This window comes from Lentzea sp. NPDC092896, assembly GCF_044754905.1.
Taxonomy (GTDB): domain Bacteria; phylum Actinomycetota; class Actinomycetes; order Mycobacteriales; family Pseudonocardiaceae; genus Lentzea.
On sequence record NZ_JBIVPX010000018.1, the window covers coordinates 15,419 to 34,835 of the forward strand.

Sequence of the window (19,417 nt, forward strand, 5' to 3'; positions counted from 1 at the left end):
CAGGCACTCAGGGGTGGCAGGTAAGTTCGCTCGTCATGCGAGCACTTCGCCGGTTCACCGTCCGAGCCAGCCTGCCGGAGCCCTTGTCCGCGCTGAGCACGCTCGCCACCAACCTGCGCTGGACGTGGCACCCGCCCACGCAGGACCTCTTCGCCTCGATCGACCCGCGTGTCTGGTCCGAGGTGGGTGGCGACCCGTTGCGCCTGCTCTCCGTCGTAGACGCGGGGAAGCTGGAGTCACTCGCGAGAGATGAGCAGTTCCTGCTCAAGCTCCACGCGCTCGCCTCCGACCTGGAGCGTTATGTCGGAGGGCCGCGCTGGTACCAGCGCAGGCAGGAGGAGATCACCCAGCGCCGTGAGCACGGCGCACCGGACACACCGCTGCCCACGAGCGTCGCCTACTTCTCGATGGAGTTCGGCGTGCACGAGGCGCTGCCGAACTACTCGGGTGGTCTCGGCATCCTCGCCGGCGACCACCTCAAGGCAGCCTCCGACCTGGGCGTTCCGCTCATCGCCGTGGGTCTGCTCTACCGGTCCGGCTACTTCCGGCAGTCGCTGTCGCTCGACGGCTGGCAGATCGAGCACTACCCGGTGCTCGACCCGCGCGGCCTGCCGCTGGAGCTGCTGACCGAGCCGTCCGGGCTGCCGTTGCTGGTGCACGTGGCCATGCCGGGCGACCGGATGCTGCGCGCGAAGATCTGGAAGGCGCAGGTCGGGCGCATCCCGTTGCTGCTGCTCGACTCGGACGTGGAGCAGAACGACGAGGACCTGCGCGGCGTCACCGACCGGCTCTACGGCGGCGACCAGAACCACCGGATCCGCCAGGAGATCCTCGCGGGCATCGGCGGCGTCAGGGCGGTCAGGACCTTCTGCGAGCTCACCGGCCACGCCCAGCCCGAGGTGTTCCACACCAACGAGGGACACGCCGGCTTCCTCGGCCTCGAGCGGATCCGCGAGTACATCACCAACGACGGCCTCGACTTCGACCAGGCGCTCACGGCCGCGCGTGCCGGTGCGGTGTTCACGACGCACACGCCCGTGCCCGCCGGCATCGACAGGTTCCCCGTCGACCTCGTCCAGCACTACTTCGGCGCCGAGAACCTCGTCCCCGGCGTGAACACCCAGCGCATCCTCGCGCTGGGAGCCGAGGACAACCCCGGCATGTTCAACATGGCCCACATGGGCCTGCGGCTCGCCCAGCGCGCGAACGGTGTGTCCAAACTGCACGGTGAGGTCAGCCGGGACATGTTCCGCGCCCTCTGGCCGAACTTCGACGGCACCGAGGTGCCGATCGGCTCGGTCACCAACGGCGTGCACGGCCCGACCTGGGCCGCGGCTGAGATGAGCAAGCTGCTCGGAGCGTCCGAAGCGGACACCCAGACCAGCTCCGGGTTCGGCATCGGCGCGTTCGAGCCGGTCACCGACGCCGGGCTGTGGGAGCTGCGGTCGACGTTGCGCGGCCGCCTGGTCGACGAGGTGCGCCGCCGGCTGCGCGAGTCGTGGCTGCAGCGCGGCGCGTCGGCGCTGGAACTGGGCTGGACCGACGGCGTGTTCGACCCCGGCGTGCTGACCGTGGGCTTCGCACGGCGCGTGCCGACGTACAAGCGCCTCACGCTGATGCTGCGCGACCCGGAGCGGCTGCGTTCGCTGCTGCTGCACCCCGAACGGCCCGTGCAGCTCGTCGTGGCGGGCAAGTCGCACCCGGCGGACGACGGCGGCAAGGCGTTGATCCAGCAGATCGTGCGCTACGCCGACGAGGCGGGCGTGCGGCACCGGATCGTGTTCCTGCCGGACTACGACATGTCCATGGCCCGGTACCTGTACTGGGGCTGCGACGTGTGGCTGAACAACCCGATGCGCCCCCTCGAAGCGTGCGGCACGTCCGGCATGAAGTCGGCGTTGAACGGTGGCCTCAACCTGTCCATCCGGGACGGCTGGTGGGACGAGCTGTACGACGGCTCCAACGGCTGGGCCATCCCGACGGCGGACGGCGTCAACGACCCGGTCCGCCGGGACGACCTGGAGGCCAACGCCCTGTACGAGCTGCTCGGCCAGCAGGTCGCGCCGCTGTTCTACGACCGAGGCGAGGACGGCGTGCCGACCCGCTGGATGTCGATGGTCCGGCACACGCTGGCCTCGCTCGGCCCGGTCGTGCAGGCCTCCCGCATGGTGCGCGAGTACGTGGAGACCTACTACGCGCCGGCCGCCGCGTCCGCGCAGAACGTCGTCGGTGAGGGCTACCGGGGCGCCAAGGAGCTCTCCGCCTACCGGCACCGGCTGCGCGCGTCGTGGACGCGGGTGCGGGTGCTCGACAGCGACCTGGTGCTCGGCGGTTCCTCCGTGCCGGTGCTCGGGTCGCCGGTCATCGTGCGGGCACGCGTCGAGCTGGCCGGGCTGGAACCGTCCGAAGTGGACGTCCAGGTCGTGCTGGGCAAGGTGTCGCACGACTCCGATGAGCTGAAGGACATCGTGTCCGCGCCGATGAACTACGCGGGCAACGGCAACTACGAGGCGGAGGTGCCGCTGCCGCACGCTGGTGCGCTCGGCTACACCGTGCGCGTGCTGCCGCGGCACGGCCTGCTGGCGACGTCTGCGGAACTCGGCAGGGTCGTTCTGGCTAGTTGATCGCTTTACCAGATCAGCGCAGGGCATCCAGTTCGCCTTCAAACGGCGGGCTGGATGCCCTGATGTGTTCGTCTTCCTTGTTGCCTGTTCACTGCTCGTGACGAGCGTCAGGCGTGTGTCCGACTTACGGCTTCCCTCAAACGAATGACCCCTTTTTCGAGTGGGTGAATTCGTGATCTCCGCTGGTAGGGGCACGTGTGCAGGCTTACGCTCCTTGGCATGGAATGAACCGCTCCTGAATTCGTAGAGAGATTTCCGGTGCGGCTCCAAGTGAATTGCGCATTGAGGAAGAAGGTAGCCGTGAAGAAAACGATTACCGCACTCTCGCTCGTCGCAGCTCTGTTCACCGCCTCGACCATCCCGGCTGCCAGTGCGTCACCCGCCGCGCCAGAACTCCCAGCCGCCTGCGCAGGTCTCGTCCAGGACCTCGCCGGAAAACTCACGAAAACCGTCAGCAGTCTTCTGCCTCTGCCCAACGTGGGTGCCGTGACACCGTTGATCGGTGACCTTCTCGGCCTCGTGACCGCGTTGCAGAGCTCAGGCTGTCTGCCGACACCCCCGGTGAGCGTGCCGGGCGTGCCGATACCGGTGAAGACGGCCGAGTACACCGGCCCGGTCGACCAGTGCCTGCCGGTCGTGCTGAACCTGATCTCCACCATCGCGGGCCTCGGCGGCACGGTCCTCGGCGCCGCCGGCGGTGCGCTACCCGACGTCGGCAAGCTCACCGGCCTGCTGACCACGTTGCTCAAGACCGTCACCGACCTGCTGAGCAAGTGCGGCCTGCCGGCGCCTCCCGGTGGCCTGCCCTCACTGCCCGGCCTCCCCGGACTGCCGGTCGAGAACAGCTGATCTGAAAATCGCGGGGTGAGAAGGGCCCGTCACCGGTCTCGGTGACGGGCCCTTCTCGTGTGTGCGGAGCGTAGTATTCCGTTTGGATCGGAATAACCGCATCGAGCTGCGCGGTCACCCATTTGTCGCAGTTCAAGTGTTTTTCGGTAAAGCACACAATGGTGCTACCGATTCGTTTCTGCGCGGAAGTTGTGGTTAACCTGCAATTGCTCGATCCGCTGCAAGCAGAACGGAAACAACGCAGATGATCAAGAAGGCAATCGTCCTCGGAGTCGCAATCGCAGGCATGGGCCTGTTCGCGTCGACCGCACAGGCCGCTCCCACCCAGAGCAGGGATGTGCTGGACACGCAGCTGGTGGGCCCGATCTCCATCACCGCGCTGTCGCACAACCCGTGGACTCCCGGCAACGGCAACGTCACCGGATCGGGCAACATCGGAGGCAACGGCAACAACGTCGGAAACAACAACAACGGCGGTAACGGCAACAGCAACGGTGGCGGCGGCAACAACGTCGGCGCGGGCAACTCGGGCGGGAACGGCAACAATTCGCCCGGTTTCCCCGGCTGATTCCGCTGAACCCAGGGGCTGGTGCCGCGGCCCGAAACCTTGACGAGCCGGTTCACGCTCAGCGGGGCAGCTCGCGGCACTAGTTGATCTCGAGACGGGCGCGGGTCGCCGCCACCCGCGGACTCCAGCCCGCGAGCTCGTGCGCTTCGGCCACGAGTTCGCGGGCCTTCGCGTTGTCGCCGTCCGCCATCCACGCCCGCGCGATGGTGATCAGGTCGTCGGCGCGGCCCACCGCGTTCTCGCTCGACTCGGCGGAGTAGCCCGCGAGCTGCCGGGCGGTCCCGGTGTCGCCCTCGATCAACGCCATGATCGCCAGCGTCCCGTTCGCACGCTGCTTCGGATAGCCGGCCTCGTAGGCGTTGCCGAACATGCTGCGCGCCGTTTCCAGCCCGACCTCCGCCGGGAACTGGCCCGACTCGACGGCCAGCACGGCGACGCCGGCGGTGGTCGCCATGACGAACGCCAGGTCGCGCGTGCTCAGGTCCTCGCGACCGGTCAGCCCGATCACCGTCTGCAGCGCTTCGAGGTACCGCTCGCGGGCGCACGCAGTGACGATCTTGAGCCCGACGACGGTGAGCAGCTCGGGGTGGTCCCGCACCAGCCCGGCGTAGATCCGCTCCGCCTCGTCGAGGTCACCGCGGCGATAGGCGTCCATGCCGGCGGCCACGCCCGGCCGCGCCTCCAGCTCGCCGAGTGGCCGTCCGGTCATCTTCGGCAGCGAGAACACGAACCAGCCCAGGCTGGTGTGGCCGGCCTTCTCGACCGGCACGAGCTGCGTCAGGAGGCAGGCGGTGGCGGCGAGGGCCATGCCCTTGCCGAACGCGCTGCCGATCGCGAGCCACGTCAGCGCCGCGACCGCCGTGCAGAAGACGATCGCGAACACTCCGGTCAGGACGGTCCGCCTGCGCACACCCGGCTTGAGACCGGTGATGCCGATCGTGGCGAGCACGGGGACGGCGCGCAGCACGACCCGCTGGTGCGTCCACGTCCACGACTTGACCTCGGCACCGAGGCCGATGATCACGTGCGTGATCCGGAGTCCGAAGAGGACGGCGCCGAGCGCCAGGCCCGCCTGGACCGCGGTCAGTTCCACGAGCAGGCCGACCAGTGCTCCGGCGAGGCCGAGGTAGAACTCGGAGAGGGTCCAGGCGATCGTGCCGGCGACCACCAATGCGGTCACGGCCCAGCGCACAACTGTCACGATCACCAGACGTTACCGGCGGGACAGCGGTTCCCCCTCGTCAGACCACCGGCGGCGACCCGCCCTCGCGGATCGGCAGGCCGGCCGCGCGCCAGCCCCGGTACCCGCCGACGAGGTCCGTCGCGTTGGGCAGCCCGACCCGTTGCAGGTCCCGTGCCGCCAGCGACGACGAGTAGCCCTCGTTGCACACCACGACGACGGTCGTGTCGGCGGTGAAGCCCGGCAGCCGCCAGTCGCCGTCCGGGTCGAGCCGCCACTCCAGCACGATCCGCTCGACGACGACGGAGTTCTCGATCTCGCCCTCGGCCAGCCGGTTGTGGGCCGGCCGGATGTCCACGACCAGCACGTCCTCCAGCGCGAGCACGTCGTGCGGTTCCAGCCGTTTGAGGTGCGACCGCGCCTCGTCGAGGATGGTGTCGAGGTTGCTCACGGGCCCTCCAGGTCGGCCAGCTGACGCAGCTGCGCCAGCGGCAGGCGCTGCGCGGGCAGCGGCGGGATCGAGTCGGGGATGTCGAGCAGCGACGCGTACTCGCGGGTCGGCACGAGCGGCGGCGAGTACGCGTGCACGGTCGCGGCAGGCCCGTCGAACGGGTTGAGCACCTGGTGCGCCCGCCCGGACCCGAAGCCCAGCGCCTCCCCGGTGCCCCGCACCGCGGACCGGATCGGCCCCGCGGGGTAGCGGTAGTCCTCCTGCAACTGGCCCGTCAGCACGGTGAACGAGCCGGCCGAGCCGCCGTGGTCGTGCGGTTCGGTGCCCTGACCCGGCAGCCACGACAGCAGCCACAGCTCGACGCCCTCGGTCAGGCCCAACCGCGCCCACCAGCGGCGTTCCGGCGAGTAGTCGAGGATCTGGAGCAGTCCGGTCGTCAGTTCGCTCGCCACGAACGAGGTCAGGTCGCGCAGCTCGCGCGGTGTCCACAGCGACCGGGACGGGTGGATCACGTCACGCAGCAGCTGGCTGTCCAGCGCCGGGTGGAGATCGAATTGATCTTGGTCGGCATACGTCGAGGTCACGCACTCGCTCCTGAAGGCCGCGTCGGGTACGGGGTAGCGATCAAGACGCGACGCAGGGCGCTTCTTCAGCGCATGCGTCGCGTCGAGCTACACCCGCACGACGCGACGAGCACGAGGTCGATCGTGCGGTCGGTCCAGCAATAGACGACCACGTCCGTGATGGTGCCACGAGCACTCTGAGTGTGGCTAGAGCGTCCATTTGGCGGAAGCACCTCGGACACAGAGTCAAGTAACCGCAAGGAGTTCAGCGCGGGAGCCGGAGCAACAGCAACGAGCGCGCCGCCACCGTCACCTCGTCCCGCGGCGCGAAGGAGCCGGGATTGGCGGGGGAGCCGTCCGTCGTCGTCGTGTCCAGGTACGGCTCGTACGACGGCCCGTAGCGCTCGTGCGGCAGCGTCACGCTGATCTCGTCCGCACCGGCGTGCATCAGCATCAGCCACGAGTCGTCGGACACGAGCTCGCCGTCCCGTGTGCGCGACAGGCAGTTCGAGCCGTCGATGAACATGCCGAGCGTGCGGCGGCCTTCGTCGAACCAGTCCGTCTCGGCCATCTCCTGCCCGTCCGGCCGGAACCACACCAGGTCCGGGTTGCCGCTGGGCGTCGTGCGGCCCTCGAAGAACTCGGGCTGCCGCAACGCCGGCGACGACGCGCGCAGTTCGATCAGCCGTTGCGTGAACCCCAGCAACGCCTTCCCCGCGTCGCTCGCCGTCCAGTCGACCCACGAGACGCGGTTGTCGAGGCAGTACGGGTTGTTGTTGCCGCCCTGGGTGCGCCACATCTCGTCGCCCGCGGTCATCATCGGCGTGCCGGTCGACAGCAGCAGCGTCGCGAGCAGGTTCCGCGCCTGCTTGGCCCGCAGCGACAGGATCTCGGGATCGGTCGTCTCGCCCTCGGCGCCGTGGTTCCACGAACGGTTGTCGTTCGTGCCGTCGCGGTTCTCCTCGCCGTTCTCCTCGTTGTGCTTGTCGTTGTACGACACCAGATCCCGCAGCGTGAACCCGTCGTGCGCGGTGATGAAGTTGATCGACTGCCACGGCCGGCGCAGGTCGTCCGCGTACAGATCTGAAGACCCCGAGAGCCGGTACGCGAGATCGCGCACGGACGTGTGGCCGCGCCAGAAGTCCCTGACCGTGTCGCGGTAGCGGCCGTTCCACTCGGCCCACTGCACCCCGAAGTCGCCGACGCGGTACCCGTCGCCGGTCGCGTCCCACGGCTCGGCGATCAGCTTGGACCGGCACAGCACCGGGTCCGTCGTGATGGCCGTCAGCAACGCGCTGTCGCGGTCGAAGAACCCGCCGCCGGGACGGCCCATGGTCGAGGCGAGGTCGAACCGGAACCCGTCGACGCCCATCTCGTCCGCCCAGTACCGCAGCGAGTCGGTGACCAGCCGCACGACCTGCGGCGACCCGGCGTCCAGCGTGTTGCCGCAGCCGGTGATGTCGACCGTGCTGCCGCCACCGGCGTGCAGGTAGTACCCCGGCGCGTCGTAGCCGCGGAAGGAGACGGTCGGCCCGTCCGGACCGCCCTCGCAGGTGTGGTTGTAGACGACGTCGATCAGCACCTCGATGTTCGCCGCGTGCAGTGCCGCGACCATCGTGCGGAACTCCTGGATCTCGCGGCCCGGTTCGCTCGCGTAGGCGGCGTGCGGCGCGCAGTAGCCCAGCGGCGAGTAGCCCCAGTAGTTGCTCGCGCCCCGGCTCAGCAGCGACGGCTCGTCCAGGAACGCCTGGACCGGCAGCAGTTCGACGGTGGTGACCCCGAGCCGCGTGAGGTGCTCGATCGCCGCCGGATGCGCCAGCCCGAGGTACGTGCCGCGCAGCTTCTCCGGGATCTCCGGGTGGTTCTTGGTGAAGCCCTTGACGTGCATCTCGTAGATGACGGCCTCTTCGAACGGCACCTCGGGCCGCACGCCCGTGTCCACGCCGCCCGGTGAGCTCACGACTGAAAGTGGCACGCTGCCGAGGGAGTCGACCGCGGACGGCGGCCCGTGCATCGGATCGCCCACGTACCCGAGCACGGCGTTCAGGTCCGTGATCCCGCCCTCGACCTGCCGCGCGTACGGGTCGACCAGCAGCTTCGCCGGGTTGCAGCGCAGGCCGCGGCCCGCGTCGTACGGCCCGTGCACCCGGAACCCGTACCGCTGACCAGGCATGACGCCGGGTACGAGCCCGTGCCAGACGCCGAACGTCCGTTCGGTCAGCTCGACCCGTTTCTCGGCTCCGTCGTCGCCGATCAGGCAGACCTCGACCGCGTCGGCGACGTGGGACGTCACCGCGAACCGGACACCGCCTGCTTCGGCGTGTGCCCCCAGTGGGAACGGTCGGCCTGCCAGCACCTCGGACTCGGGTCGCGTAGCCATACCTCCGATCTTGGCATCCGGCACCGACAAAAAACTTGAGAGTTCACACAGGCGGCCCAGCGGCCTCACCCGGTGCGTGGGACACCCCGATGGAGGACCCGTGCATGGTCGTTCGGAAGAATGGAGCCGTGGCGGACGTCGACGTGACAGATCTGGTCGTGCACATGGCGGGCGTATCGGTCCGCCGCGGGAAGAACACGCTGGTCGGAAACATCGACTGGAGCGTGGAGCTGGACGAGCGCTGGGTGGTGCTGGGCCCGAACGGTGCCGGCAAGACCACGCTGCTACGGCTCTCCAGCGCCGACCTGCACCCGACCAAGGGCAAGGTCCACCTCCTGGGTGAACGTCTGGGCAAAACGGACGTTCAGGAGCTCAAGCCCCGGATCGGCCTCTGCTCCGCGGCGCTCGGCGGCCGCATCCCGCCCGACGAGACGGTCGTCGACCTCGTCGTCTCCGCCGGCTACGCGGTGCTCGGCCGCTGGCGCGAGGAGTACGGCAAGCAGGACACGGACCGCGCCCGCGAACTGCTCGGCACCCTCGGCATGGCGCACCTCGCCGACCGCCTCTACGGCACGCTCAGCGAGGGCGAGCGCAAGCGCACGCTGATCGCCCGCGCGCTGATGACCGACCCCGAGATGCTGCTGCTCGACGAGCCCGCCGCAGGCCTCGACCTGGGCGGCCGCGAGGACCTGGTCGCGAAGCTCTCGGAGCTGGCGCTCGACCCGGACGCGCCCGCGATGGTGCTGGTCACGCACCACGTCGAGGAGATCCCGCCCGGCTTCACGCACGCGTTGCTGCTGCGCGAGGGCTCGATCGTGGCGCAGGGGCTGCTCGACGACGTGCTGACCGAGGAGAACCTCTCGAAGACGTTCGGTCAGGACCTGGAGCTGCAGAAAGCGGGAGACCGCTTCTTCGCCCGCCGGAAGGTCTGACAAGCTACTGCCGGGTAACGTGACACTGCTGTCGCGACAACTGATGGAGGGCTGCGTGGCTGAGTTCGTGAGGCTTGAGGTCGAGGACGGGATCGGCACGATCCGCCTGGAGCGGCCGCCGATGAACGCCCTGAACCGGCAGGTGCAGACCGAGCTCCAGGCCGCCGCGAAGGAGGCCTCGGAGCGTTCTGACGTCTACGCGGTCATCGTCTACGGCGGCGAGAAGGTCTTCGCGGCCGGCGCGGACGTCAAGGAGTTCGCGCAGATCTCCCACGCCGAGATGACGCTGCGGGCCAAGGGCCTGTCGGACGCTCTCGGCGCGCTGGCCTCGGTGCCCAAGCCGACGGTCGCCGCGATCACCGGGTACGCGCTGGGCGGCGGCTTCGAGGTCGCGCTCGGCTGCGACCGCCGCATCGCCGGCGACAACGCGAAGGTCGGCCAGCCCGAGATCCTCCTCGGCCTGATCCCCGGCGGTGGCGGCACGCAGCGCCTCGCCCGGCTGATCGGTCCGTCGAAGACCAAGGACCTGCTCTACAGCGGCCGGTTCGTGGGCGCCCAGGAGGCGCTGCAGATCGGCATGGTCGACGAGGTCGTGGCACCTGACGACGTGTACGCCGCGGCCGTGCGGTGGGCCAAGCAGTTCGTGGGCGGGCCCGTGCTGGCGCTGGCCGCGACGAAGGCCGCCGTCGACGGTGGTCTCGACACCGACCTGGAGTCGGGTCTGAAGCTCGAAAGCCACCTCTTCGCGGCGCTGTTCGCGACGGAGGACAAGAAGGCGGGCGTGGAGTCGTTCATCGAGAACGGTCCTGGAAAGGCGAAGTTCAGTGGCAACTGACCCGGCACCCAACCCGCACGCGACCGCGGAAGAGGTCGAGGCGGCCTACAAGGACACCAAGCTCGCGCAGGTGCTCTACCACGACTGGGAAGCGGGCACGTACGACGAGAAGTGGTCGATCTCGTACGACGACCGCTGCATCACCTACGCGACGGACCGGTTCCGCGCCGCCGCGGGTGACGTCGGCCCGTACGAGCACGCGCTGGAACTGGGCTGTGGCACCGGTTTCTTCCTGCTGAACCTCATGCAGGGCGACGTGATCAAGAAGGGCTCGGTCACCGACCTGTCGCCCGGCATGGTCGAGGTCGCGCTGCGCAACGCCTCGCACCTCGGGCTGGACGTGGACGGCCGGGTCGCCGACGCCGAGCGCATCCCGTACGACGACAACACGTTCGACCTCGTCGTCGGCCACGCGGTGCTGCACCACATCCCGGATGTGGAGGCGGCGATGCGCGAGGTGCTGCGCGTTCTCAAGCCCGGTGGGAAGTTCGTGTTCGCGGGCGACCCGACGAACATCGGCAACTTCTACGCCCGCAAGCTCGGCCAGGCGACGTGGTGGCTGACCACCAACATCACCAAGGCCGTGCCGGTGCTGGGTGACTGGCGCCGTCCGCAGGAGGAGCTCGACGAGTCCTCCCGCGCGGCGGCCCTCGAGGCCGTCGTCGACCTGCACACGTTCGACCCGGACCAGCTCGAGGCGACTGCTCGTCGTGCGGGCGCTGTGTCGGTGCACGCGGTGACCGACGAGCTGTCCGCGGCTCTGTTCGGCTGGCCGGTGCGCACGTTCGAGGCCGCCGTGCCGCGCGAGAAGCTGGGCTTCGGGTGGGCGATGTTCGCCTACCGCACCTGGCAGAACCTCTCGTGGGTCGACCAGAACGTCCTCTCGAAGGTGCTGCCGCGCGAGGTGTTCTACAACGTGTCGATCACCGGTAAGAAGACTTCCTGAGTTGGGGTACGCGTTCACCTCTGCCGACGTGGCGTTCCTGCGCTCTGCCGCCGGAACCGCCGCGCTGGCCGAGGTGGACGCGTTGCCTTTTTCCGACGCATCCCGGTTGCGTGATGTCGAAGTAGCTCGGAAGCTTCTCGGTTCGTCCTTCGCCCCGGTCGTGGAAACCGTGCTGCTGCGTCGTCGTGCGGTGTCCAAACTGTACTCCGCTGGTTCGTGGCTCTTCACCGACGATGCTCTGCAGCAAGCCACGGCTTCCACAGTCGCTCATCATCGCGCCTTGCGGTTCGTTGGTCGCGACGTGCACGACGTGACTTGTTCAGTGGGGGCGGACCTTTTCGCGTTGAGCGCGGTGGCCTCGCGTTGTGTGGGGTCGGACCTCGATCCGGTGCGGCTTGCCATGGCGCGCAACAACGTTCCGGGACAGCTGGTCGTTCAGGCCGACGCTTTGCGGCCGGTGTCTCGCGCCGGTGCCGTCACGGCTGATCCGGCCCGTCGCGATTCCGCCGGCCGTCGCAAGTGGAATCCCTCGGACTTCGTGCCGCCGCTGGACGAGCTGTCCGAGGTGTACTCGGGTGTCGATCTCGCGGTGAAGTGCGCTCCCGGCATCGACTTCGCCGTCGCGCCGTGGGCGTCCGAGATCGAGGTCGTGTCTCTGGACGGCGCGGTCCGGGAAGCCTGCCTGTGGACCCGAGGCCTTGCCACGCCTGGGGTTTCGCGTCGCGCCTCCGTGCTGCACGGCTCGGAGTCGTGGACCCTGACGGACGCCGAACCCGACGACTGCCCGGTCGCCCCGCCCGGCGCGTGGATCATCGATCCGGACGGCGCGGTCGTGCGCGCCGGCCTGGTGCGGCACTACGCGGCCCGGCACGGGTTGTGGCAGCTCGACGAACGCATCGCGTACCTCAGCGGGGACAAGCCGCCGCCGGGCATCCGCGCGTTCCGCGTGCTCGAACACGGGCACTACACGGAGAAGTCGCTCAAGTCGTTGCTGAAGACGCGCGGTGTCGGCCGGCTGGAGATCCTGGTGCGCGGGCTGGACGTCGACCCGAACACGCTGCGCAAGCGGCTGAAGCTCTCCGGCTCCGCGTCGGCCACGGTCGTGCTGACCAGGATCGGCTCAAAGCCCGTCTTCGTGCTGTCCGAGGCTGAGCGCACTTAGCGCGAGGTCGAGGCGCGCCTGGTCGTGTTCCGGCCGCAGCCTCCTGCCGTGCGTGAGCGTGGCGAAGCCGTGCAGCGTGCTCCAGTACAGCTCGGTGAGCGTCTCGAGATCCCGATCGCCCTTGATGGGCTCGACCGCCGCCACCAGCTCCGCGAACGCGTCGAGCAGCTCCTGCGGCACCTCGCCCGTGCCCCACGGCAGGTCGACCTGCTGCACGAACATCGCGTCGTAGAGCGCGGGCCTCTCCCTCGCGAACGCCAGGTAGGCCTCCGCCGTCGCCCGCAGCCGCGACTGTCCCCGTACCGGCCGCGCCTGGCGCAACTGCCTGGCCAGCACCCCGCACCCCTCGATCGCGACCGCGCGCACGATCGCGTCCTTGCCCTTGAAGTGGCTGTAGAGCACCGGCTGGCTGTACTCGACCTTCTCAGCGAGCCTGCGCGTGGTGACCGCGTCCCAGCCTTCCTCCTCCGCCAGTTCGCGGGCCGCGTCGATGATCAGCTGATGCCGCTCCGCGCGTTCGCGCTCGCGCCGGTTCTGAATGCTCACCCGCAAAATCTAGCACCGCTAGACATGCGAGCGCTCGCAATGTTAGCGTCGCTCCTGTCGCTAGCACTGCTAGATTCTTGCGGAGGATGCAATGCGTTTGACCACGATCCTGGGTTGGCTCGTCGTGCTGGCCGGCTTCTACTTCGGCCTCACCTACCTGCTGAACGGCGACGCCGCGGCGTCGGGCTTCGGCATCGTCGACCCGACCGGCTACTACGTGGTGAAGGGCGTGCGTGACGTCGCGTACGCCCTGACAGCCCTGATCCTGTTGCTGATGGGCCACCGACGAGCTTTGGGCTGGGTGATCCTGGCGGACTCGATCATCCCGATCGGCGACTGCCTCGCCGTGATCACGCACGGCGGCACGGTGGGTTACGCGCTCATGGTGCACGGCTCGGCGGCCGTGCTGGTGCTGCTCACGGCCGGTTTGCTGCTGCGGGAGACAACGCCCGAACGGCCTCGCGCAGTTCCGGCTCAGTGATCTCCCCGAGCAACAGCCCGGTCAGCACGTGGAACGCCCGCGCGAGTTCGTCGGGATGCGTGGACAACACCAGCGTCCCGGTGAACGCGCCGGCGTTCTGCAGGTCGTCCAGTCCGCGTCCCTGCACCGCGTTCACGTCTTCGCGCAGGCACCACAACGACATCACGTGGTCGCGCATCCCGTTGATCATGTAGACCGCCTGCCACGACCGTCCACGTGCGATGGACGACCGCGCGTGCAGCGCGTACAGCCAGGCGAGCCCGACGAGCTCGTCCCGGTCGGGCTGCCCGGCCTGCGGCAGGTCGTTCGTCTCACCGAACAGCAGCTTGAACGTCGGCCCGGTCGCCCCGAACTCGTCCGACGGCCAGAACGCGACGTCCACCTGCAACGTCGACCGCATCAGGAACACGCGGAACAGGACCGTGCCGCGCCGGACGTCGAGATGGCTGACGGCGCCGCACGCGTACATCAACGCGGTCCAGTCGACGACCACCGCGTCCAGGTCGCGCTCGACCGACAGCGCGAAGTCGATGTCGGACCAGCGATCTTCCCTGCCCACCGCCGCCGACCCGGTCAGCGCCGCCCCGACCACCCGTGGATCGACGTCGGCGGCGTTGACGAGGTCGCGGCGCAGCTGATCGCGCTCAGAAACCGAGAACACGGTCCAAGATTATTGGCCGCCGCACCAGCCTCGCTGGAGACCGCGACATTCCACCTCACCCGGGCTTGCGCACCAGGTTCGTGTACCCGGCCAACGCCAGCGTCGCCAGCCCCCACACAGCGAGCTGCACCAGCCAGATGGCCGCTGTGAACGCCTGTCCCTTCTTCGACGCGGTGTCCAGATCGCACCGCGTCCGCATCCCGGTCATGGCCAACGGCAACCCGCGGTCCAGCCCGAGCCCGACCAGTTCGACCGTCGAACAGGGAACTCCCGGAGTGGTGACCCGTTCGGCGACGTGATGTCCCGGACGCGTGTCGACCTGCCCGGCCCACCAGCCGATCGCCCCGGCGGCGACGAGCACCAGCAGCAGGGCGGCGGCGGTACGGCGAGCCCGATAGCCGTACCCGGCTAGCGCTCCCCACAGCCAGTGGAACCACCGCGTCAACGTCCCGCCCAACGACCGAGGGCTGCGCCGGCGCAGATCTGTCTGCTGTGCCATGAGAATCCGGCGCACCGTCCCGTCGTGGCCGGCGGCCCGTTCGACAGCGGCGAGCCGTTGGTAGGCGGAAGCGTGATAGGCCGGTGTGTGGCAGCGGATCACGTGCAGCCACTGTTCCCAGTCCCACCCCGATCCGAGGGCGGGGTAGGAGAAGTCGTCGATGCGGACGAGACCGTCGTGTTCGCACGCCGGGCCGCGGCCGAGCGCGGGGCACAGTGCCGCGTGCGGCAACCTCGTCGACACCCCCACCACCATGTGCTGGAGGTTCATCACCAGGTTCGACCCCGAACTCAGTTCGACCGCGTCCGCACAACCGAACCTGCCGTCGACGCGGGTGCCGATCAGGCTGAGAGCGGGGCCGTCGCCGCCCGCGGAGAACCTGTTGGCGCCGATCATGATCAACGAGTCGCCGATGCGGGCGCGGTCGGCCCTGAGGGCGGGACCGGCCGTGTTCGTCACCGTCGCGCCGGCGAACTGGAGCGCGTTTCCGATGCGGGCGCCGGCCAGGTCGGCCGCACCGAACTCGTCGTGCCCGGTGAGGAGGAGGCGGTCCCGCAGCAGGAGGTTCCCGCCGACCTGGATCCCGTTCGACTCCAGCGCGGGTCCCGCGGCGTTGATGATCTCCGTGTCCCTCATCTCGACATGTCCTGAGATGTGGGCGCTGACGAGGCGGACCGCGCCCTCTTCGCCGTGCCCGGTGATCCGGTTGCCCTTCCGCAGGGAGAAGTTGCCGCCGACGGTGATGTTGTCGAAGACCAGCGCGGCCCCGGCGCCGTTGGTGACCTCGGACTCCGTCACCTTGAGGTTCGCCGCGACGTGGGCGCCGAAGAGGTTGAGCGCGCTGCGGCCGGACCCGGCGATCCGCACGCCTCGCAAGGTCAGGTTGCCGCCGGCCTTCAGCCCGTCGGCGTGCAGCGCGGCGCCGCTGTTGTTGGTGATCTCCACGTCCGCGAACTCGACGTCGCCCGCGATGTGGGCGTCCAGAAGCCTGATCGTGCCGCGGTCGTCGTCTCCGGTGATCTGGATCCCGCCGCGCAGGAACAGGTCACCGTCGAGCTGGAGGCCGTTCGCGTGGATCCCTGCACAACTTCCGCCGTAGAAGTGCAGTTCCGGCAAGCTCGCGTAACGGGCCATGACGGGTTCGTCGAGCGTGCAGTCGCTGAAGCTCAAGCCGGCCACGGCTTTCACGCGGACGAGGTCGAGGGTGCCCTCGATCCGAACCCCGCGCAGTTTCACCCCGCCAGGATCGAGCTCGCCGAGGCGACCCATCAGCAGTTCCCGGATCAGCCCGGCCCGCACCACGGTGCCGGGCTCGGCGCACTCCAGCCACTCGCCGTCGCGGGCCGCCCTGATGAGCCGCTGCTCGATGTCGGTCACTTCGGGATCATCCCCTCGGCGGGTGCGGCTCGGCCGGTGAACCGAGCCGCACCCACCGGGATGGCCTAACCCAGTGCCACGGCGAAGATGTGCATGTCGCCGTCATCCGGCAGCATGACGCTCGCCAGCGTCTTGCCCTCCGGAGCCACGTACGTCTTCGTCGCGAAGATGTGCGTGGCGACCTTCTCGTTGCCGCCGCCCAGCGTGTTGCGGTACGGCGTGTTCGCGACGATCACGTTGCCGTAGCTCGGTGCCGCCCCGCCGCCGCCCAGCGTCCAGTCGCTGAAGCCGATGTCCACCGAGGCCGTGGTGCCGTCGGTGAACGTCACCGTGGCCGGCTTCGTTCGCGCTCCGTTGGCCGCGGAGCCGACGAAGGCGAGCTTGGTTCCGGACAGGGCAAGCGTTTGCTTCTTGGCGGTCGCGTTGTCGGGACGGCCGGGAGGCGACGACGGCCACGTGAAGGTGAGGCCGTCGACGGTCGCGGTGCCGCCAGGCGGAAGACCGGCCGTGGCCAGCGCTTCCCGCGAGTAGCTGTAGCCGCCGCCGTCGAAGTCGCCCTCGCCGTCCGCGTCGGCGGAGGCGCCCACGTTGTTCACGGCGGCGAGCATGCTGCCCGCCGGCGCCACCTTCACCGTCTGCGGCAGCACGACCGGTTTGGCCGCGCCCTCGACGTTCACCGTCACGGTGATGTCGTAGAAGCCTTGTGCCGCATCGGGTGCGGCGGTGACCGTGAACTCCGAAGGCACGGCACCGGTGGTGGGCGTGAACTTCAGCGTCTCCGGGCCGGTGACCGTGTAGGTCGCCTTCGGGTCACCGTCGTAGAGCTTGACCGAGTTGACCTTCGCCGTGACCGACTTGCCGGGCTCGAGCACGAGCTGCCGCGGTTCGACGGTCAGGAAGTACGGCTGGTCGTGCTTGATCGGCTTCTCGCCGTCGCGGAACGACGGCGGGGCGTCGGAAGCACCGGTGCCCCAGGAGGAAGCGGTCTTGCCCAGCACGAAGTCGAGCTTGCCGCCGCGTTCCACGAACGACTCCGGCAGCCACGTCTTCGAGGACGCCTTGCCGTTGACCTTCAACGACTGCACGTACTTCGTGGCGGCGTTGGCCTGAGGTGCGTTGATCGTGATGTCCTTGCCGCCACCGCGGTTGATCTTCACCGACGTGAACAGCGGGCTGCTCAGCACCAGCTCGGCGCGCGACGGCACCTGCGGGTAGATGCCCATCGCGGTGAACACGAACCACGACGACATCGCGCCGAGGTCGTCGTTGCCGGGAATGCCGCCGGGGGCGTTCTTCCACAGCGTGCCGATCGTCTCGCGCAACGTCTCCTGCGCCTTGGCGGGCTGGCCCGTGTAGTTGTAGAGCCACGGCACGTTCACCGACGGCTCGTTGTCCAGTTCGGACTTCGCGCCACCGCGACCCGTCAGAGCCCAGCTGCCGTCGGCGTTGTGGAAGAAGTCGTCCAGCCGCTTGTTGGCGCGTTCGCGGCCACCCAGCGAGTCGACGAGACCGGCGACGTTGTGCGTGACCATCCACGTGTACTGGGCGCTGCTGCCCTCCACGAACCCGTTGCCGGTGTCGGGCGTGAAGTCCTTGACCCACGTGCCGTCGGCGTTGCGGTTGCGGATGTAGCCGCCGGTGCTGTCGGCGACCGGGTCGAAGTTGTTCTGCCACCACTGCGCGCGTTCGGCGAACGTCTTCGCGACCTTCTTGTCGCCGCTGCGTTCGGCGAGCTGACTGATCGCGAAGTCCGCCGCGGAGATCTCCAGCGTCTCCGCCGCGCCGCCCCACGCGTTCGAGATGGACGGCATGTACTTGTTCTGCAGGTACTTGTCGAGCGACGGCCGCTGCCCGACCGACATCACGGCCCAGCCGTCCTTGCTCAGGTCCAGCGCCGTGGGCACGGTCGCGGCCTTCACCAACGACTTCAGCGACGCCTTGACGTCGTAGTCGTTGCCGCCGAACGCCGAGATGGCCGCCAGCGCGATCGGTGCCGGGTCGCCGTTCATCACGTGCGTGCCGCCGCCGTTGTGCGTCCAGCGGTCCCACACGCCGTTGTTCTGCTCGGACTGGTTGAGCAGCGACTGCGCGATGTCCGAGCCGATCTGCGGTTCCAGCATGGTGAGCAGCTGCAGCTGCGAGCGGTAGATGTCCCAGCCGGAGAACGTGCCGTACTGGGCCTTCTGCCGTTTCTTGTCGATCTTGTGGGTCTTGCCGTCGAACCCGGCGTACTCGCCGTTGACGTCGCTGAACAGGTTGGGGTGCAGCAGGGAGTGGTACAGCGCGGTGTAGAACTTCGTCCGCTCGTCATCGGAGCCGCCGCCGACCTCGATGCGCTTGAGCTGCTTCTGCCACGCGATGTACGCGTTGTCCCTCATGTCCTCAATGGACTGACCCTTGTTCTCGGCCTTGAGGTTCGCCTTCGCGTTGTCCAGGCTGACGTAGGAGATGCCGACCTTGACGCCGACCTGCGAACCGGGCGCGAACCCGAGGTAGGCGCCGGAACCCTTGCCGAGCACCGGCCAGCCGTTCGTCCCGTACGTCGTGCCGCCCTTGGAGGACGTGCTTCCGGCCGTGACAACGTTGTCCTGGTACGTGCCGACCTCGGTGAACTCCTGGTCGAACTCCGCCACGAAGTGCAACGTGTAGTAGCTGCGGCGGCCGACCTGGTTGATGTAGCCGCAGAAGTTGCCGCTCGTGACGCTGCCGGTGATCGTCCGCTTGTCCTTGTCGATCACCGTCTGGGCGTCCGACGAGCCGACCTGCGACTTGGAGGTGTTGATCAGCACCGTGGCAGGCTTGTCGGCGGGGAAGCTGAACCGCGCGGCACCGGTGCGTTCGGTGGCGGACAGTTCGGCCTTGGCGCCGGACTTCAGGGTCACGTCGTAGCGGCCGGGCTTGGCCACCTCGTCCGCGTGCGCGAACTCGCTGGCGTAGACCGCGTCGGTCGCGTCCGTGGTCGGCGACGTGGTGACGGCCCCGACGTGCGGGAAGATCGGGATGTCACCGCTTCCGCCCGCGCAGCCGGTCCCGGACATGTGGGTGAGGCTGAAGCCGCGGATCTTCGTGGCGTCGTACCGGTATCCGCCGGGAGCCGCGGCGCGCAGGGTGTTGCCGCGACTGGCCTCCGGGCTGAAGGAGAACATGCCGAACGGCACGACCGCGCCGGGAAAGGTGTTCCCGAGGTTGGTCGTGCCGATGAACGGGTTCACGTGTGCCGCCGGATCCGGCACCACCTGAATCTGGGGCTGAGCGGAGGCAGGGACCACTCCGAACGTCATGGCCACCGCTACCGCAGCTGTCGTGAGGACTCTTCGCTGCATGGTCGCGGACCCTACTTTCCGTGCCCGCCCAACCCCAGAC

At 68.8% G+C, this 19,417-nt stretch carries 16 protein-coding genes; 8 read left to right on the forward strand and 8 right to left on the reverse strand.

The window, feature by feature from the left end; translation table 11 throughout:
- Positions 1-35 precede the first annotated feature (35 nt).
- From glgP to ACIQF0_RS46755, 3 genes are all read left to right on the forward strand, one after another.
- Entirely contained in the window at positions 36-2,624 is a 2,589-nt protein-coding gene (glgP, locus tag ACIQF0_RS46745; RefSeq protein WP_401041385.1) for an alpha-glucan family phosphorylase, read from the forward strand.
- 300 nt (positions 2,625-2,924) lie between these two features.
- Positions 2,925-3,473, forward strand: coding sequence for a hypothetical protein (locus tag ACIQF0_RS46750; RefSeq protein ID WP_360048713.1), 549 nt, complete (start codon positions 2,925-2,927; stop codon positions 3,471-3,473).
- 244 nt (positions 3,474-3,717) lie between these two features.
- Positions 3,718-4,041 (forward strand): hypothetical protein, encoded by a 324-nt coding sequence (locus ACIQF0_RS46755; RefSeq protein WP_093592931.1) that lies wholly within the window; start codon positions 3,718-3,720, stop codon positions 4,039-4,041.
- A 79-nt stretch (positions 4,042-4,120) separates the two neighbouring features.
- Here ACIQF0_RS46755 and ACIQF0_RS46760 read toward each other — a convergent pair whose 3' ends face one another.
- The 4 genes from ACIQF0_RS46760 to glgX all read right to left on the reverse strand — a co-directional run bounded on the left by ACIQF0_RS46760 (position 4,121) and on the right by glgX (position 8,615).
- Positions 4,121-5,242, reverse strand: coding sequence for a hypothetical protein (locus ACIQF0_RS46760; protein WP_401041387.1), 1,122 nt, complete (start codon positions 5,240-5,242; stop codon positions 4,121-4,123).
- 40 nt (positions 5,243-5,282) lie between these two features.
- A complete protein-coding gene (locus ACIQF0_RS46765; protein ID WP_360048719.1) occupies positions 5,283-5,672 on the reverse strand; it encodes a rhodanese-like domain-containing protein in 390 nt (129 codons plus the stop codon).
- Complete coding sequence (locus ACIQF0_RS46770; RefSeq protein ID WP_401041389.1) at positions 5,669-6,256, reverse strand: cysteine dioxygenase; 588 nt, start codon at positions 6,254-6,256, stop codon at positions 5,669-5,671. The genes ACIQF0_RS46765 and ACIQF0_RS46770 overlap by 4 nt, the downstream gene beginning before the upstream one ends.
- Before the next feature lie 244 nt (positions 6,257-6,500).
- Positions 6,501-8,615 carry a glycogen debranching protein GlgX gene (gene glgX / locus ACIQF0_RS46775; RefSeq protein ID WP_401041390.1) on the reverse strand — a complete coding sequence of 705 codons (2,115 nt, stop codon included), beginning with the start codon at positions 8,613-8,615 and terminating at the stop codon, positions 6,501-6,503.
- A gap of 104 nt (positions 8,616-8,719) precedes the next feature.
- Here glgX and ACIQF0_RS46780 point away from each other — a divergent pair, with 104 nt between their 5' ends.
- The 4 genes from ACIQF0_RS46780 to ACIQF0_RS46795 are packed head-to-tail and all read left to right on the forward strand — an operon-like array spanning position 8,720 to position 12,490.
- Positions 8,720-9,547 (forward strand): ABC transporter ATP-binding protein, encoded by an 828-nt coding sequence (locus tag ACIQF0_RS46780; protein ID WP_401041392.1) that lies wholly within the window; start codon positions 8,720-8,722, stop codon positions 9,545-9,547.
- 55 nt (positions 9,548-9,602) lie between these two features.
- The gene (locus tag ACIQF0_RS46785; RefSeq protein ID WP_360048724.1) at positions 9,603-10,382 is read left to right on the forward strand and encodes an enoyl-CoA hydratase-related protein; all 780 of its coding nucleotides are present in this window, start codon (positions 9,603-9,605) and stop codon (positions 10,380-10,382) included.
- Positions 10,372-11,328 (forward strand): methyltransferase domain-containing protein, encoded by a 957-nt coding sequence (locus ACIQF0_RS46790; protein ID WP_401041394.1) that lies wholly within the window; start codon positions 10,372-10,374, stop codon positions 11,326-11,328. The genes ACIQF0_RS46785 and ACIQF0_RS46790 overlap by 11 nt, the downstream gene beginning before the upstream one ends.
- A gap of 1 nt (position 11,329) precedes the next feature.
- Positions 11,330-12,490, forward strand: a complete 1,161-nt coding sequence (locus tag ACIQF0_RS46795; RefSeq protein WP_401041396.1) for a class I SAM-dependent methyltransferase — start codon at positions 11,330-11,332, stop codon at positions 12,488-12,490.
- On the opposite strand, the gene ACIQF0_RS46800 is transcribed toward ACIQF0_RS46795, so the two are convergent.
- The gene (locus ACIQF0_RS46800) at positions 12,449-13,036 is read right to left on the reverse strand and encodes a TetR/AcrR family transcriptional regulator (RefSeq protein ID WP_401041397.1); all 588 of its coding nucleotides are present in this window, start codon (positions 13,034-13,036) and stop codon (positions 12,449-12,451) included. The two genes, ACIQF0_RS46795 and ACIQF0_RS46800, sit on opposite strands and share 42 nt — an antisense overlap.
- Before the next feature lie 91 nt (positions 13,037-13,127).
- Here ACIQF0_RS46800 and ACIQF0_RS46805 point away from each other — a divergent pair, with 91 nt between their 5' ends.
- Entirely contained in the window at positions 13,128-13,517 is a 390-nt protein-coding gene (locus tag ACIQF0_RS46805) for a DUF4267 domain-containing protein (protein ID WP_401041398.1), read from the forward strand.
- Here ACIQF0_RS46805 and ACIQF0_RS46810 read toward each other — a convergent pair.
- From ACIQF0_RS46810 to ACIQF0_RS46820, 3 genes are all read right to left on the reverse strand, one after another.
- Positions 13,453-14,178, reverse strand: coding sequence for a nucleotidyltransferase domain-containing protein (locus ACIQF0_RS46810; RefSeq protein WP_401041399.1), 726 nt, complete (start codon positions 14,176-14,178; stop codon positions 13,453-13,455). The genes ACIQF0_RS46805 and ACIQF0_RS46810 overlap by 65 nt on opposite strands.
- Before the next feature lie 55 nt (positions 14,179-14,233).
- Entirely contained in the window at positions 14,234-16,054 is a 1,821-nt protein-coding gene (locus ACIQF0_RS46815) for a hypothetical protein (protein ID WP_401041401.1), read from the reverse strand.
- Positions 16,055-16,119: 65 nt separating this feature from the next.
- Positions 16,120-19,377, reverse strand: coding sequence for a GH92 family glycosyl hydrolase (locus ACIQF0_RS46820; RefSeq protein ID WP_401041402.1), 3,258 nt, complete (start codon positions 19,375-19,377; stop codon positions 16,120-16,122).
- Positions 19,378-19,417 lie beyond the last annotated feature (40 nt).